This is a genomic window from Paraflavisolibacter caeni, from assembly GCF_025628885.1.
Classification (GTDB): Bacteria; Bacteroidota; Bacteroidia; order Chitinophagales; family Chitinophagaceae; genus Flavisolibacter; species Flavisolibacter caeni.
The window spans coordinates 190,357-206,027 of sequence record NZ_JAOTIF010000005.1; the positions used below are offsets into that span (position 1 = coordinate 190,357).

The following is a 15,671-nucleotide window of genomic DNA, read 5'->3' on the forward strand; positions in this document are numbered from 1 at the left end:
GCTCCCTAACAATAACCAGCACGGTCAAATGAAGCAAAATCGTAAATCAACAATGTGTTTGCTATGATTCAACTGGCTACCTAATATCAATTGCTTGCTCAGCAGATCTAAGTCCATTTGCTTTCACCAATAACCGGCATCGACCCTTGGTTCCTGACTTTGCTTTGATGATGACCAGCAATTTTCCATTGAATGCAGGACGCACAGGAGAAGCAAATGCAAGCAGGCTGGTTGGATCGCCATTGTCGGTCGCTACAATCCCGCCGGCACCTCCTATGCTGCAGTGGATGGTATCTTTTGCCGTAGGCATTATGATGCCATCTTTATCTGTCACGTCAACTGTAACAAAAACCAGATCGACGCCATCTGCTTTCAAAACCGTTTTATCGGCAGTTACCTTCAGTCTTGCAGCAGTCCCGCTAGTCTTTACCAATGTATCTGCCCATCGTTTTCCATTCTTGTACGCAATTGCTTTTAATTCACCGGGTTCATACACTACAGAGTCCCAACGCAGGCGATATTCATACTGCCCCTTCTTTTTGCGCCCCAGCGATTTGCCATTCAAAAACAATTCAGCTTCATCTCCCGAAGTATAAATAAATACCGGTGTTACTTTACCGATACGATTGGGAAAGTTCCAATGCGGCAAAATATGCACCATGGGAAGATCTGGACGCCAGCGTGCCTGATAGAGGTAGAAGCGGTCTTTAGGAAATCCAGCCAGATCAATGATGCCAAAATAACTGCTACGCGATGGCGGACGGCTCTTCTGAATTTGCTCCAGCTTCTGTTTTTCTTTTTCTAATTCTTCCGGGCTAAGTGTTGAATGGTTCAGTAACACACTGGCATCACTGTTGAAGGGCGTTGGCTCACCCAAATAATCAAAACCTGTCCATACAAACTCACCACAGATGGCAGGCGTACGATCAAGCTCTTTAAACTCTGCATCAGGTAAAGAACCCCAGCCTGGTTCAGTAAGGTCATAAGAAGACACTTGAAACCTGCCGGGGAAGTATTCTCCTCTTGTGCTAATAGTAGAGCTGGTCTCGCTGCCATATCCCGGTAAATGCTCATGACCATTAAAGTCTAAAAAACGCTGATACAATCCATCTCCGCCGTATCCCTTACCGGAAGCATAGTTCATGCCATGCACATCCACATTCAGTTCTACACCACTGAAGGCTGTTTTATTTGGCGCTGAAATACCGCAGGTAGCCGGACGGGTCGTATCATATTTGCGTATGATATTTCGCATCTCTGCAAACAGGTAAAACTTATCTTTAGAATACTGCTCTGGAATTTCATTTCCCGAACTCCACATGATAACAGAGGGATGATTTCTGTCCCGCAGAATCAAGTCTCTCAAATCAGTTTCATGCCATTGATCAAACCAACAGGCATAATCATTTTTGTTCTTAGTTTTTGAAATCCGAAAACAATCAAAAGCTTCATCCATTACCAAAAATCCCATCTTATCTGCAAGGGCCAGCAGTTCTGGAGCAGGAGGATTATGTGAGGTACGCAATGCATTACAACCCATGGATTTCAAAATTCGTAACTGCCGCTCCAAAGCATGAATATTCATTGCAGCACCTAATGCACCAAGATCATGGTGATTACAGGTTCCATTCAACTGCACTCTTTTACCATTCAGTAAAAACCCGTTATCGTGTGTAAATTGAATGGTTCTAAACCCAAATGACTCACGATATTCATCTACCAGCTTGTTATTCACATAAACTAAAACCCTGGCCTGATACCTATTGGTGTGTTCTATATCCCACAATAAAGGTTGGGATACATCAAGAATAAAGTTTCCTGTCTGGCTCTTCAACGCCGCTAACTGCATAGACTGTTTTGAGCTGGAAGCAACTTTCTTGCCCGGCTTGTCATTAGCATCTAACTGGTAGATTTCAGCAGCATAACTAATGCTTTGGCCCTTCGATGTATTATTATCAATCGCAACATCAATTTTTGCCACACCTTTTTTATCAGAAATGCTGGGCGTTGTTACAAACACACCCCAGTGGCCAACATGCACCGGATTGTTTTTTACCAATCGCACATGACGATAGATACCAGCGCCGGGATACCATCTTGAACCCAATTCTTCTGTATTCAGGCGAACAGCTATTACGTTGTCTTTTCCCAACAAAATATGCGGTGTAAGATCGACACGAAACGAACTATATCCATAAGGGCGCTCCCCTATTTTATGTCCATTCAGCCATACTTCTGCATTGGCCATGGCGCCATCAAAGTCCACATAAAACTGTTTTCTTTTTTCTGAAGGAGCAATTGTAAAATGTTTCCGGTACCAGCCAATTCCACGCCAGGGAAGTTTTCCTGTTTTGCCATCAAGATCTTCTCTAAATGGACCTTCAATACCCCAATCATGCGGTAGGTTTAACTGACGCCAATCAGCATCTTTAAAATTAGTTTGGAATACCTGTTCCGGCTCTGCTTTGCTTGAACCATCAGGCTGTGAACCATAACGAGCAAACAACCATCCCCGGTCAAAATTATCTTCCACATGCACTGATTGGCAATAAACTGATTTGAGGCAGCACAACAGCAAGGCCACCAATAATTTTCTTTTCATTTCGAATTTTCAAGTCGTTAAAGTAATGATACCATATTTATACTCGGAAGTTATTCTGATGCTTTTATCATCATTGTCTCTCACAAGGAAGTTTGCAACCATTGTTGTTCGAAAAAAAAAAGGCTGTTCCAATACTAATTTGGAACAGCCTCACTTTATCAATAATTATTGAAGCTGACTATATTACAACTTTACAAACTCCATTTCATATTGGTTTAACCAAACCGAGCCGTCTAATTTCCAAGTAGACTGAACAGGTATTTTCAACCAATACATTAAAGTAGTAGCTACGTCCAAAGATTTTGCCCATATAGGAGCTTTTGCCGGATCACCCACAGGTGCTGTGCATGGGAAGGAAGAAGGCGTACTCCAAGCATAAGCTCCCTTTAGCATAATGTCTTTATTAACCTGGCCGGGAGCTCTATTTCTGAAAAGTTTACCATACCCCTCGTTACAAGGCCAATAACCGACAAGGTTACCATACTTAGGATGCTTTGTAATATCCTGTGCACAAACCATGTCCTGTACTTCAGCATCAGTTAAAGCTTTATTAAAGATCATGCAGTCAGCATAGTAAGCCGTAATACCACCATACCCGGGATCTGCTCCCCAGCCTAAAGTAAGAGGAGAAGTACTAGAAAGAGAATTGGCAACTCCTGCGCCAGTCAAGTCCGTAGCTTCCAGCCTATTACCATCTGTATATCTAACAACCCAACGCTTACTAGCACTATCCATAAACTTAAAGGTGAGTGTATGCCAATTATTATCAAATACGTTAGAAGTTGCAGGCTCTATTTTTTTAGTAGAAACAGCTAGATTCCAATTCCCGGCACTATTCGTATATAAAGTCCAGCCATTTCCTGTAAAAGCTTTCTGTTGTTTTGAGAAAAAGTGAGGCCAATTTGCTTCTTTGGAAGAGCACTTAATCTTAACAGAAATAGTTTGCTCTCCTGTACTACCGAGATTATAGAATCCGCCATCATCTGGAATTGTAGCATTCACAGCAGATGTACCCTTACCCGTTATCTGCGCTCCGTTATATCCTGGCTTAACAAGCTCAGTGGGCTTAAATTTCTCATTGTAATAAAATGCAACAGTGTTCACTTCTTGTGTAGTGGAACCACCATAAGTAGTGCCGGTTCCACCATGTGTACCCAATATAATCACCAACCACTCTTCTTTTGTACCATAGCCAGGTCTGCTCTTAAGCGCGGTCATGATATTGCCAATATACCCATCGACTGTTGTTACGGCATCTTTATATCCCTGTGCCGTTGCCGAAAAACCACTGATCTTACCGGCTTTGGCTACGCCATTAAAGTGGACAATAACAATATCTGAATTACTGGTTGGCAATTTAGCCACAGCAGAGTCTTTTACAGCGGCATCATCGACACCAAGTATTTTATTCTCAGCCTCTGCAGCTAATTTACTCATCAGAGTACTCCAACTTGATATAACTGTAGTACGGGTGTCAGACTTTGAAGAACTAAGAATATAGTTCAGGAAAGATGGATAGTTCTTAATGGCTCCGTGCTCATCTCCATCCTGAGGTTGCGTATACACCAAGGAGCTGTCCGATATCTGATGTTTAGCGAAAGGCACACCGCTCATCAGCGTTTTCCAGGAAGAGGCATCTGTTGTGGACTCATCAGAAAAACCATCATAGGTGTACTTGCTATGTAGCTTCATGCCTTCCAGTACTGTTGGCTGAATCGTTTTATACTCAGCCCCAACAGCTCCATCAATACCAATAATGAGCACTTTCCTTTTTAGAGGAGCAACTGTATCTGTATTATTCTCAAAATATGGAGGAGGATCATAATAACGTACACAGGAAGGAAGTGTAGCTAATGCCAGCATCAACACCGGCAGTAGAAAATTTATTTTAATTCTTTTGATCATATCTTATTTTTTACACGATTGTTTTCTGTTGCTTACACTACTTATTATTAATACAAGACATTAAGTTCAGATAATGCTGCGTTAGGACCATTATAAAGATCGGTGGTGCCGGATGGTATAATGAACCTGAAATAACGCATTTTTATGCTAGCTCCACCAGATAGGTAAAAGTTTTGAAACTTCTGAACATTCGCAAGCTGAACACTATAACCTGTTGGCGGTTGTAGCGTTAGCGTAAATTGCGATTTGTCAATTAAATTATAGGTTACGCCATCCGTGCTATAATATAACTGCATATTCTTAATAGCTCTGGATGTTCCTGTTCCGTTCTCCCTTTGAGCAAAGGCAAAGCCCTTAACATCAACAGGTGTCAACATATCAACATCTATTTGGTATGGAGCCGCTGTAACACCGCCACCTGTACCGTAGTTGGTATGCCAATAAGTAGTGAAGTTACCATCTAACATTTTAGGTAACGGGCCATTACTATTTGCCTCTTGAGTTGAATATGACCCGGTTAATGTCCATAAAGACCTCAGGTCGGTAAGTATAGTATTACCTCCTTGTCCTGTAAGAGGATTGTAGTTCCAAATATCCTGCCTCATTAAAGGATATTTAGACATCTTGGCAGAGGATATATTACTAATATTGATACCCCATTGCTTAAAGAAAGGAAGCCAATTCAACCCTGTGAAGTTACACACCGTTTCATACACGAAATCTCTTTTGTCCTGATCATTCTGGGAGATGCGTACTGCCTGTCTTGCCTTTGAATATAGCTCACCCATGATGTCCCATCCATTATAGTTAGCACCTGCTGGTACTTTTTCAAATAACTGCAGGAAAGGTGTCAGGCGGGCAAAGGGATCATTAATTCTAGAATCCGTACCATCAAAGTTTTTGCCGGAGGTATTGTCTGCGGCAAATGTCAATGCAGACGGTATCATGGTTGCCAAAGCAGGATGCTTGGCAGGCCATGCGCCCGGATAAGTTGCAGACTGACGCTTAGCAGCCTTAAAGACAAACAAGTTGTTGGAGGTTTCACCCAAGGATGACCAGCTCCAGTATTTGCCCTGCTGGTTATTATGCCCCAATTCATGGTAGATACCCCAACAGCCGCCACCTCTAACCTGGGAAATATCCGTCATCATGGCAAACCAGTTATAGTCATTATACGTTACCACAGGATAACCGGCGTGCCCATAACCTGCAACCGGCTTGATATCCATCACAACACGCCAAGGCAGTAAAGGAGCTTTATCTGCGGGGTTAGCAGGATTGGCAGATAGTTTTTCCCATTGATAAAAATCATACTTAATGGAGTTGTCCCATTCTGTCATCAATGCAACAGGATCTGCTATTGGTTTGGAGATGCAATACTCTCTAGGCACTGTAAAGATGGCATTCTCGCTACGCAGCTCCAGCCAGGGAACACAAGAACTTTGAATTGCCGCTTTCCATACAATAGGATCGGTTTCGCCCAGTATAAAGTCAGGAGATCTCAACACGTTAGAAAAAACAAGATCCACGGGAGTTTTCACCGGAGTGGCCGCAAGAATATATATATGTCCACCGTAAAGATTCCGGATATAGTTTCGACCAGGAGACAATTGAGAACGAGAATAGATGATAGGGTCTCTGTCCGGATTCTCAATGCCTGACAGGTTATCAGTCCAGGCGCCTACCTGAACAGACAAATTGTATAAGCCGGTAGGCACATCCACTATCGCCAGTTCACCAGGCCCGGCATAAAGCCCTGTGCTGAACAGAGGTTGCGGCGGTACACTCATCCGAAGATCCTCGCCCACATAGTTATAATCAAAGTTCATGCGGACGGTTGTGTCTTTCAAACGAGGCGCCTCAGAGCACACAAGTCCGGGAAAAACCCTTGCCTGTGCATACTTACTGGCATCCACTGTTTTGATACTGGTATCTATGGTCACACTAGCAGGCAATTTACTATCCCCGGGTGTTCCGTCTTTAGCCTGGTATAGATCCCTCTTAGCACAGGCAGTGCCAAGAACAACAAGGGATAAAGCGACTATTGTAAATCTTTTGGCAAGAACAATAGAGTTCATGTTCATCGTTTTTGTATTCAACTAATTTTATAATCTGTTATCCTACCCTTAGTTTATATCAGCATAAGTAGGTATCCAACTCTTTCCATCTAAGCCCCATCCATTTATATTAACTCCTAACCAGTAGTAGATCTGAGTAGCTATATCAACAGAATTAGGAACCGTTTTCCAAGCATCCTCATTCATTGGCGGCGGACATACGGTAGTTGCCTGATCTGCAAAAGTCATCTCGCTATAATTTGTAGGATCCACTATCATATCTTTACCAGAAGGACTTAGGTCTTTCAATTTTTTCACTCCTCCTTCTACTACTACTGGAAATCCTGGCCAAAAACCAATCAGATTGCCATAATATGGATCAGAAGGATCTATAGTAGTAGAGCAATAATTACTGGAAATGTATGAATCACTCACCGCTGTATTCCAAATCCTTAAGTCAGTTATTAGGACATTATCAAATTTAGGGTTATCATTGGCTTGAAATAAACCAACTCCAATATTAAGTGGATCAGTGTTGCCAAAATCAGTGTTAGCGATATCGCAATACGCGTCACTAGCTAAGGCCTTTGCACCATCTGTATAAACATTTACCCTACGCGTATTCGCATCAATTTTTTTCACCACCATTACAAGGGTGTGCCATTTATTATCAAAGCAAACCTGCCCACTTTTAGCTTCTTTTTTTGTAGCACCATCATAAAAAGTTGCAAACCAAGTCTTACCATTATTAACAGAATAACTGCCAGGAATGAATGTCCAGCCCTTAGTGGAGTTATGATCTCTCTTTTTTGCAAAGAAAGGCACATAATTATAATCAGTATTTACAGCCGGAGCAGCTGCTTTTATTTTACACCACATAGTCATTTCCTTGTTTGCTCCAAGATCATACCTATCATCATCTGCCACGGTTGCCTGTTTTTTATCAGCCTTCTTTCCAGAATACACTGGAGCGGTACCTAAATAAGGGAAAAATGCTCTAGTTCCAGAATTTCCAACGGATTTACTACTAAATCTTGGGCTATAACAAAAGAAAAAGGTATTATGCCTGCTATCATCAAATGGTACCCATGGATAAGCCGTCGACGCAACATTACCACCTTTGTTGGAAGTGATGATAACCATCCAGTTCTCGTTTTTAAAAGTTGGTCGTCTTTTCATTGCATCCAGGATATCACCAATCTTAGTATCAACATCTAAGATGGCATCTCTGTATGCTAAAGAAGTGGCAGAATAAGATGAAGCAGCTCCCGCCAAATCCACACTATTAAACTCTGCCATCACCACAGATGAGTTCTGTGTGGCCAACTCATTCACAACAGCGTCTCTTGTAGCCGCATCATTGCTGAAAGAGCCTTTAACTGTAGCATCTGCTGCCAGATTATCAGCGAGACTACCCGTAGAGCAATAGGCTACACTTCTCAAGCCAGGTTTTACAGATTTCAACCTGGAGAAGATTGTCGGATAAGTAGCAAAATCATTGTTAGAGAAATTTGTACCGGTAACCTTATGCTTATCACTTGTAACGCCTGTAAGTAAGGTTGCCCATCCCAGTTCATTGGTTTGAGCTGTGTTTTTATAGTTATTCAGCGAATTCCATGAATAAATAGAAAAATCAACAAGGCTATTCAAAACCCTGGGGTTAGCCTTCTGTACCTCGGTACCCACAGCACCGTCAACCACAATCAGTAACACCTTGACGTCACCTGCAACGGCATTATTGGCACCACCGGCAACCGGAGGGAGCGGATTAGTAAAAGGTTTGTTACAGGCAAACACAACTGCGCCAGACAATACCAATATCCCCGCCTTTATGAAATTAGATATCCTCTTCATATATGCAACATTGTTAGTTTTAAAATTCATTAATTTTCAAGCTTCACTTTTACAATATCAGCAACTTCTTTATTGTTAAACCGGTCGAAGTTACCTACCAGGATTACAGCCGGAGAGCCGTCACTAGTTGTAGATTCTATAAAGCTATTGATAGTACCTCTAAATAACCCGGTGTTATTATAGCCGGCAGCTAACGTACCATTGCTATTCAAAATCATAAATCCGGGACGAACAATATAATTACCTGCCGAAGTACTGTATTTACTGAAGCTACCGGCAACCATGATCTTTCCGTTATTTAACTGAGCGGCAAAGTTAGGTTGCCCGCCATCCACACTACCAAACGTAAAGGTGTTGTCCACATTACCATTTCCGTCAATCATCACAATTCCATTGGCTGGTACTCCATTGAAGCTTTTAAATGAACCTAGCAGCAAATACTTGCCGGTGGTTGCATTATAAGTGATACGGCTAATAGAACCACCCACAGCACCAGCCTTACCTGCGTTGAACGTAGCATCAACAGATCCGTCTGTATTATTGATACGGGCTATATAGTTTACAGCCTGACCATTGAATGTAGAGAAGTTACCTACGATAATAATCTTACCATTACTCTGTTGCACGGCATCATAAATAAAACCGTTCCCATTAGTCAAACCCTCTTTTTTGGTCATATCAAAATTAAAGGTGGAATCAAAAGTACCGTCTGGCTTCATGCGAATCAACTGCCTGATCTTCACGAGATCAATTTGAAAACCTGTTTTGGTTGAACGTTCATAAAACGTACTGACATGGCTGCTAAAGTTACCCACAACAATAGTGTTGCCGGTTGACGCATCATTAAACGCCTTAGTGATACCTCCGGATGTTCCTCCATTAAAAGCAGGAACAAGAGCGGTTCCATCTTCGGGACGATTAACCGGGTCAGGATTAATCACATCAACAGTTTTAGTCGACAATGCTCCGCTTGATGTCAATAGGGTAATATTATTGATATTCCCCATGGTATCAACCGATCCAAACGAGCCGAAAGCTAAATAATTACCTGAAATCGGAAGTAAACCGCTCAGCGAACCACCGAGTCCACGCTTACCCATAGAAAACGTTGAACTATATTCACAGGTATTCTTAATGATGGCAACGGAAGTAATGGGTATATCGACGGTTGCCTTATTATTATAATTAGAAAAACTGCCATAGATAATATAGGAGCTAGCATCATCGGGTTTAGAAATAATACCACTGATCGAGCCGTTTGATACATAAACATCAGTTTTGAAATCAGGATCAATAGATACCTTTCCTTTTACGGTAAAAGTAGGTCCAAAGTAGTACTCTCCATTAATCAACACCGCCGAAGCTCCGGAGCTTGCCCCAACAGGCACTTTCACGGCTACAGTGTTTTCAGCAACAGACACAACTTCTGCTTCCGTTTGGTTAATTAAGAACTTAAACTGTCCCTCTTTTCCTTTCAATCCGTTTACATTAAAGGTTACAACAGAACCCTCACCCCCAGTAGCAGGATAAGGGGCTCCGTCTAAAAACTTAACTAGCTGAGTCAGAGCTGCAGGGTATGTTTCTGTCGGCTCCAGGTCTTTTTTCACACAAGAAAAGATCATCACTGCCGCTAAAAAGCAACAAAGTGCCAGTGATATTTTTTGTTTCGTTTTTCCTGTCATTATTGAAAATTTTGTCATGAATATTCTTGTATTAAATCAGGGCAGATTATTTGGTATAATCAATTCCTTTATCAATTACATCGTCAATAAACTGTGTTGTTTCAAATCCAAAATTGTGATACGCATAATTCAAAATATGCACAAATCCGTTGGATGGGGTCACATTCACGGTAGAAACCGTTACAGAATACCAGCTATTGTAATCTAATGGAGTTGAGATGGACGGGATATAGGATAAACGCAACTGATGGTATCCTGCATATTTAACTCCTCCTGCATCATTATAGATAACGCCAATATTCATCAGGGCACCGGCATAAGACTCATAGATCTGTCCTTGATAAGCCGACAGGTTGCCAGGATCAAGTTGCGGAAAGTCATTCATAGACTTTGCAGACTTGAACAGATAGCGTGATAATTGCCTTCTCCATACAGCAGAATCAATTTGCTCCAGCTTTGTAACCCAAGGTTTGCCATCCCTCTCAAGCCTTTGATTTAAGGCAACGAGCGTACGACGTACACAGGAATCATCAGGCAGGAAAAACGTTAGTTTTTTAGTTTTCAAAGAATCTTCCAAACCGGCAAGCTTAACAATCTTATTGATTGAATCCCAGGTGCCGGGCTTGGATTTAATATAATCCAAAATAGTTCCGTTGAAAGTAGCGGTCTGTTTTCCGGTATCCATAAAATATCCGTCTTTTTGGCAACCAACCATAAACAACAAGGCCGCGATCAATGCAAATACCTGGATTTTTTTTATAAAGTTCATGTGAGTTCTTTTTTGATTAATGATTCATTGCTTTTCAACAGTCCCTTACTCCCAATAATTATTCAGGGTCATTAATGGATTATTCGTCAACGCACTCTTATTAATTGGCCATGTCCATGCACCAGCCTTGTACTGCTCCACAGTGCAGTGGTAACCAAACTTATAGGCAGGGTCAATTATTCTCCTAGTACGCACGATGTCATACCAGTAATGCCCTTCACCGATCAATTCACGGCAACGCTCAAAGAAAATGTCATTTTTTAACACATCACCAGTAGAAGTCAAAGGCGCAGCCGCCGCTCTGTCGCGAACAATGTTCACTACAGACAGCGCTTTTTGCTCATTCCCCAGGTTAGCTAATGCCTCAGCCTGCAGCAGGATAGCATCAGTATAACGGAAGATGATCTGACTGGCATCAAAAGAGGTTCCGTCAATTGCTTTAGGATCCAAACTCACATAAAACTTAGTCATGTGCGACTTGCCAGAACCACTATACATATCAGCCCCTCCGCCATCAAACCAATATGTTTTTCTCTTATCAGACTCTCCATCGGGATAGATAGCCTTTAGATAAGTAGCATCATAATAAACATACGGGTAACCAGACTGAGAAGGGTTCAGACGATTATAGTACACAAAATCGTAGAAATAAGACCATCCGAAAGACTCTCCATAGTTTGCATTTTGAGGCACTTCAAAAAGCCCTTCTTTCGAACGACCTTTAAATATTTCTCCATTTCGAGCCAGGTCCAATAGAGCATAAGCACCGCCATTTTCCTGTCTCAATTCATCACCAAGCTTATCAACATCCGTATAATATTCAGCTGCGTTGGGCGCATCAAAGGAAGCCAACCACATATCAACATGCATCAGAAGGGCAATAGCAGACCCTCTCATGCCTCGTACAGCCACAAATACCGGATCAGAATATGTCCAGGGCAGGTCATTTTTCACAGCCTGCATATCAGCCTTTACGTTCTTCAACACATCCACCATCGGCATCCGCTTCAACGGAGCAGTGTGGTATGCATCCGTATAGTAGGCAACGTCGCCCCACTGGCGAACCATCAGGAAGTAACTCATGTTGCGAAGAAAGATGGCTTCTGCCTTGTATTGCTTTTTTTCTGCATCAGTAAGCCCCGGAACTCCATCTACACGATCAACCGCAATGTTAGCAGCAGCAATAACCTTGTAAAAGAATTCCCATTTAGAAAAACGAGCAACATTGAATATTTGGTACCAGTTGTAACTGCCACGTTTAGCGTCAATAAATAATGATTTAAGACTATTATTAGAAAGGTCGCCAATATAAGGACGCGTCCCCGCTATCGAAGGATTCTCTCTAGTCATCCCCCCCCTCACTTCACCGGCAAAGGCAAAGAAAGGGAAGTTGTAACTGCCATTGTCCGCTTTCATATTTTCACGAGCTACCGCCTTACGGAATTGCTCATACATCCCATTGGTAAAATTCTCCACATCAGTTTTTGATTTCCAGAAGTTATTCCCGGAAAGAGCATTCGGCGGATCCAGGCTGAGAAATTTCTTACAGCCTGTGCCGAAAAAGAGTATGCTGAAAAAAACTGATAAACTGATAATACGTTTCATAGATTTCTTATCCATTTTACGATCGTTAAAACTGAACATTAATACCTGCTGCATAACTGCGTGCATTAGGATAACCACCCGAGTTATCACGTCCTAATTGCGTTACCATCTCAGGATCTGGTCCGGTATATTTAGAGATTGTCAGCACATTGTTGGCTGTCAACGTCAACTTACAAGATGTCATGTGCAAGCGAGTCAACATTTTTCTGTCCACATTATATATCAACACTACGTTGTTGAGCTTCCAGTACGATCCGTCTTCCAAAAACAATGTCTGATTAGAGCGGTAAGGTTGCAGCTGTTCTGCCCTAAGAAAGTCAAACGGGTTAGGGTAACGTGCATTGACGGTTCCTCCTCCAAGTTTTTCGCCGGGAACGGTAGGTTTCCAATAGTTATATTTATCAATGGGCACCAGAGCGCTCATCGTAGCCGGTTTAGCAAAGTTTTGCATCATCTGTGCAAAAGATGCGTTCAATAAATCACGATCCAGCGTAAACGACCAGTTCATATTGAGCTGGAATCTTTTATACTCCATTTGAGAAGCAAAACCACCGACAAATCTTGGAACAGGGTTACCTATCGGCAAAAGATCTTTTTCGTCAATAATATAATCACCATTAACGTCTGTCCAGCGAGGGTCGCCTGCCTGGAAAGATAAATAGCCGGAAGTTGTGCTCAGTGCCTGTCTCAAGCCGGTTGCCATGTTTACAGGAACATTTTCAGTGTTTGCATACACACCCTGAGTATAATACAGAAGGTTTGAAAATACGTTTCTTCCTAAACGATAAACAATAGGAACATTGCTACCACCATCAGAAATTGTCTGCGTGATCTGACGCAATCCATCAGGAAGTTTAGCAAGTATATCTCTGTTCATAGAACCGTTAGCAGAAACCGTCCACTTGAATGGATTGGTTGGTTTAAACACCCGAACGGTTGTTGTCCATTCCATACCATAGTTTACAATACTCTTAGCATTGGTGTTCATTTTAGAGAAACCGCTCGTATTACTCAGATCAATTCCCATCACCTGGTTATCCACAGACCTGTAGTAACCTTCCATCGTAAAGTTGACCATGTCGCCAAATAAACCGGTTTCAATACCTACGTTTGACTGAGTCTGAGTTTCAGGCAAAAAATGTTCATTTGGAATTGTTCCATAATCAATGGATACCGTAGGATTATTATTGTAAGGCAAACCTACATTATAACGCCCGTAGGTATCAAAGATGTTACCTGTCGGCTTGATATTTCTACCCCATGAAGCTTTTAAAGAACCATAGCTTAACCAATCGTACTTCTCCATCCATTTTTCCTTACCAAAGTTCCAACGAGCACTCACAGAAGGGTTGTTTGAGTAAGGCTGTTTGGCCCCTGTGGTAGAAAGACCATCTAAACGGAAATTGAAATCAAGCACATATTTACGGTCATAGTTATAGGAGAAAGAGCCTCCATAACCATGCTGACGCGTTTCATTAAGACTGTTTAACGTACCTCCCAAAGTGTTAGCCCATGAATAACCAATAGGTCCGGTTATCTGATCACTCGCCGTTTGGCTCAATTGGATCACATTCGGACGGAAACTAGTGGCATTAATTTCATTAAATACATAACCACTCAGGTTGTGCACCCTGTTAAGTGTTTTAGTAAGCGATAGCATGGTGCGATCATAGATCGTATAGTTGCGATCATTAGAGCTATATGCCTCTGAAGTACCACCACTCAGGTAAGAGGGCGTGAACCTGTCAGAAGATCCGGTAACCAGGTTATAACTCAGCAAATTGCCAAAACGAACGCCCTTAACCGGCTCATACTGCATATCCCAGCTTGACGAAATATTAATCGTCTTATTATTATTAACCACATTCGCTGTAGCCAACGCACTATTGTTATCAGAGAACAACGAAGGTGGAGGCAACAGTGAGGAGGAATTAGCACTGCTTGCCACACCGGTTTGAACAAGCCCTACCCCACTACCATTTTTCTTTTGTCCCAAAGAACTTGACAAATTAACAGTCATTCTAAACTGTTGCGAAGGGGCATATAAGGCATTCATACTTAGTGAATATCTTTTAAACCCGGTATTTTGAATGATACCGTTCTCCTGGTAGTAGTTAAGGTTGGTTTTATAGTTAAACTTATCATCACCACCCCTGATACTCATGTTATGTTGCTGGTTGTAAGTATTCCGGAAAAAATAATCCTGCCAGTTGGTAGCGTTATTATAATACGGATTCAAACTATCTGATAAAAACGGAGTTGAATTAATCAGGGACAGTGCATGCTGATAAGAAGTATCATACTGCAGGATGCTGTTGATACGAAACGCACGCTCTTCCTTACCACCAATCGTTTCTCTCAATTTTGGGGGAGTTTTCACAAACACGTTTGTAGAATACTGCACAATAGGCACTTTCGATTTACCACGCTTTGTGGTAACGATAATAACACCATAAGCAGCTCTGGCACCATATTGAGAAGTAGCAGCAGCATCTTTCAACACGTCCATTTGCTCAATATCTTCCGGTGGAATCAACGATAATGGGCTGATACCGGCACCACCGCCCTGGAAACCATACTCAAAGTTTGAGTTCATATCTACAGGTACACCATCAATCACAAACAAAGGTGAGGTAGGAGTCAGGAAACCATCAGCACTAACAGTGCTACCTGATAAACCACGAATATTGATAGTTCCCATACCGCCCGGAGAACCAGAATTGTTCTGTATGTTCAAACCAGCTACTTTACCCTGCAAAAGTTCCATCACATTCGATACCGGTACATCCTGCAAAGCTTTACCACTCAATACCAGGCTTGAACCGGTAGATGTTTCACGAGTTTTAGTTTTAAATCCCTGAACCACAACTTCCTGCATGGAATTGTTATTCGGTGAGATACTGATTTCAACCCCAGATACACTGGATAAAAAAGTTTTACGGATCGGCGTATAACCTGCATATGTAAACACCAGCTCCGAACCTGCATCCACTAAAACTGTAAAAGCACCTTTTGAATCAGTTGCTGCAATTGTTTTTTGCGGTTTGGCCGTAGAGATACTGACTCCTGCCAATAAAGTTTGTTGCGCCTGGTCCTTTACAACACCCCTTACCGTTATTTTATTTTGCGCATAACCCATGTTACCAAAAGATGTAACAAGGATCAAAGCAGTTATAAATGACAACAATCTCATTCCA

The 15,671-nt window shown here is 42.0% G+C and carries 8 protein-coding genes; all 8 read right to left on the reverse strand.

Translation table 11 applies throughout. The features are described 5' to 3' along the window. Positions 1–76: 76 nt before the first annotated feature. On the reverse strand, positions 77–2,602 hold the full coding sequence (gene galB, locus OCK74_RS09790) for a beta-galactosidase GalB (protein ID WP_279296847.1): 2,526 nt from the start codon (positions 2,600–2,602) through the stop codon (positions 77–79). A 183-nt stretch (positions 2,603–2,785) separates the two neighbouring features. After that, positions 2,786–4,507, reverse strand: a complete 1,722-nt coding sequence (locus tag OCK74_RS09795; protein WP_279296848.1) for a LamG-like jellyroll fold domain-containing protein — start codon at positions 4,505–4,507, stop codon at positions 2,786–2,788. Between the two features lie 47 nt (positions 4,508–4,554). After that, complete coding sequence (locus tag OCK74_RS09800) at positions 4,555–6,585, reverse strand: M60 family metallopeptidase (protein ID WP_279296849.1); 2,031 nt, start codon at positions 6,583–6,585, stop codon at positions 4,555–4,557. A gap of 48 nt (positions 6,586–6,633) precedes the next feature. Further along, positions 6,634–8,418, reverse strand: a complete 1,785-nt coding sequence (locus OCK74_RS09805) for a LamG-like jellyroll fold domain-containing protein (RefSeq protein ID WP_279296850.1) — start codon at positions 8,416–8,418, stop codon at positions 6,634–6,636. A 29-nt stretch (positions 8,419–8,447) separates the two neighbouring features. Next, complete coding sequence (locus OCK74_RS09810) at positions 8,448–10,100, reverse strand: DUF5008 domain-containing protein (RefSeq protein WP_279296851.1); 1,653 nt, start codon at positions 10,098–10,100, stop codon at positions 8,448–8,450. Between the two features lie 46 nt (positions 10,101–10,146). After that, positions 10,147–10,869 (reverse strand): hypothetical protein, encoded by a 723-nt coding sequence (locus OCK74_RS09815; protein ID WP_279296852.1) that lies wholly within the window; start codon positions 10,867–10,869, stop codon positions 10,147–10,149. 45 nt (positions 10,870–10,914) lie between these two features. Continuing rightward, positions 10,915–12,528 carry a RagB/SusD family nutrient uptake outer membrane protein gene (locus OCK74_RS09820; protein WP_279296853.1) on the reverse strand — a complete coding sequence of 538 codons (1,614 nt, stop codon included), beginning with the start codon at positions 12,526–12,528 and terminating at the stop codon, positions 10,915–10,917. After that, positions 12,500–15,667: a SusC/RagA family TonB-linked outer membrane protein gene (locus OCK74_RS09825; protein ID WP_279296854.1), complete on the reverse strand. Its 3,168-nt coding sequence runs from the start codon at positions 15,665–15,667 to the stop codon at positions 12,500–12,502. Before OCK74_RS09825 ends, OCK74_RS09820 begins: the two co-directional genes overlap by 29 nt. Positions 15,668–15,671 lie beyond the last annotated feature (4 nt).

Coding starts and splice junctions, on each gene's coding strand:
- OCK74_RS09810 (WP_279296851.1), bottom strand. CDS start 10,100: ATGACAGGAAAAACGAAACAAAAAATATCACTGGCACTTTGTTGCTTT.
- OCK74_RS09825 (WP_279296854.1), bottom strand. CDS start 15,667: ATGAGATTGTTGTCATTTATAACTGCTTTGATCCTTGTTACATCTTTT.
- OCK74_RS09815 (WP_279296852.1), bottom strand. CDS start 10,869: ATGAACTTTATAAAAAAAATCCAGGTATTTGCATTGATCGCGGCCTTG.
- OCK74_RS09795 (WP_279296848.1), bottom strand. CDS start 4,507: ATGATCAAAAGAATTAAAATAAATTTTCTACTGCCGGTGTTGATGCTG.
- OCK74_RS09800 (WP_279296849.1), bottom strand. CDS start 6,585: ATGAACTCTATTGTTCTTGCCAAAAGATTTACAATAGTCGCTTTATCC.
- OCK74_RS09805 (WP_279296850.1), bottom strand. CDS start 8,418: ATGAAGAGGATATCTAATTTCATAAAGGCGGGGATATTGGTATTGTCT.
- OCK74_RS09820 (WP_279296853.1), bottom strand. CDS start 12,528: ATGCAGCAGGTATTAATGTTCAGTTTTAACGATCGTAAAATGGATAAG.
- galB (WP_279296847.1), bottom strand. CDS start 2,602: ATGAAAAGAAAATTATTGGTGGCCTTGCTGTTGTGCTGCCTCAAATCA.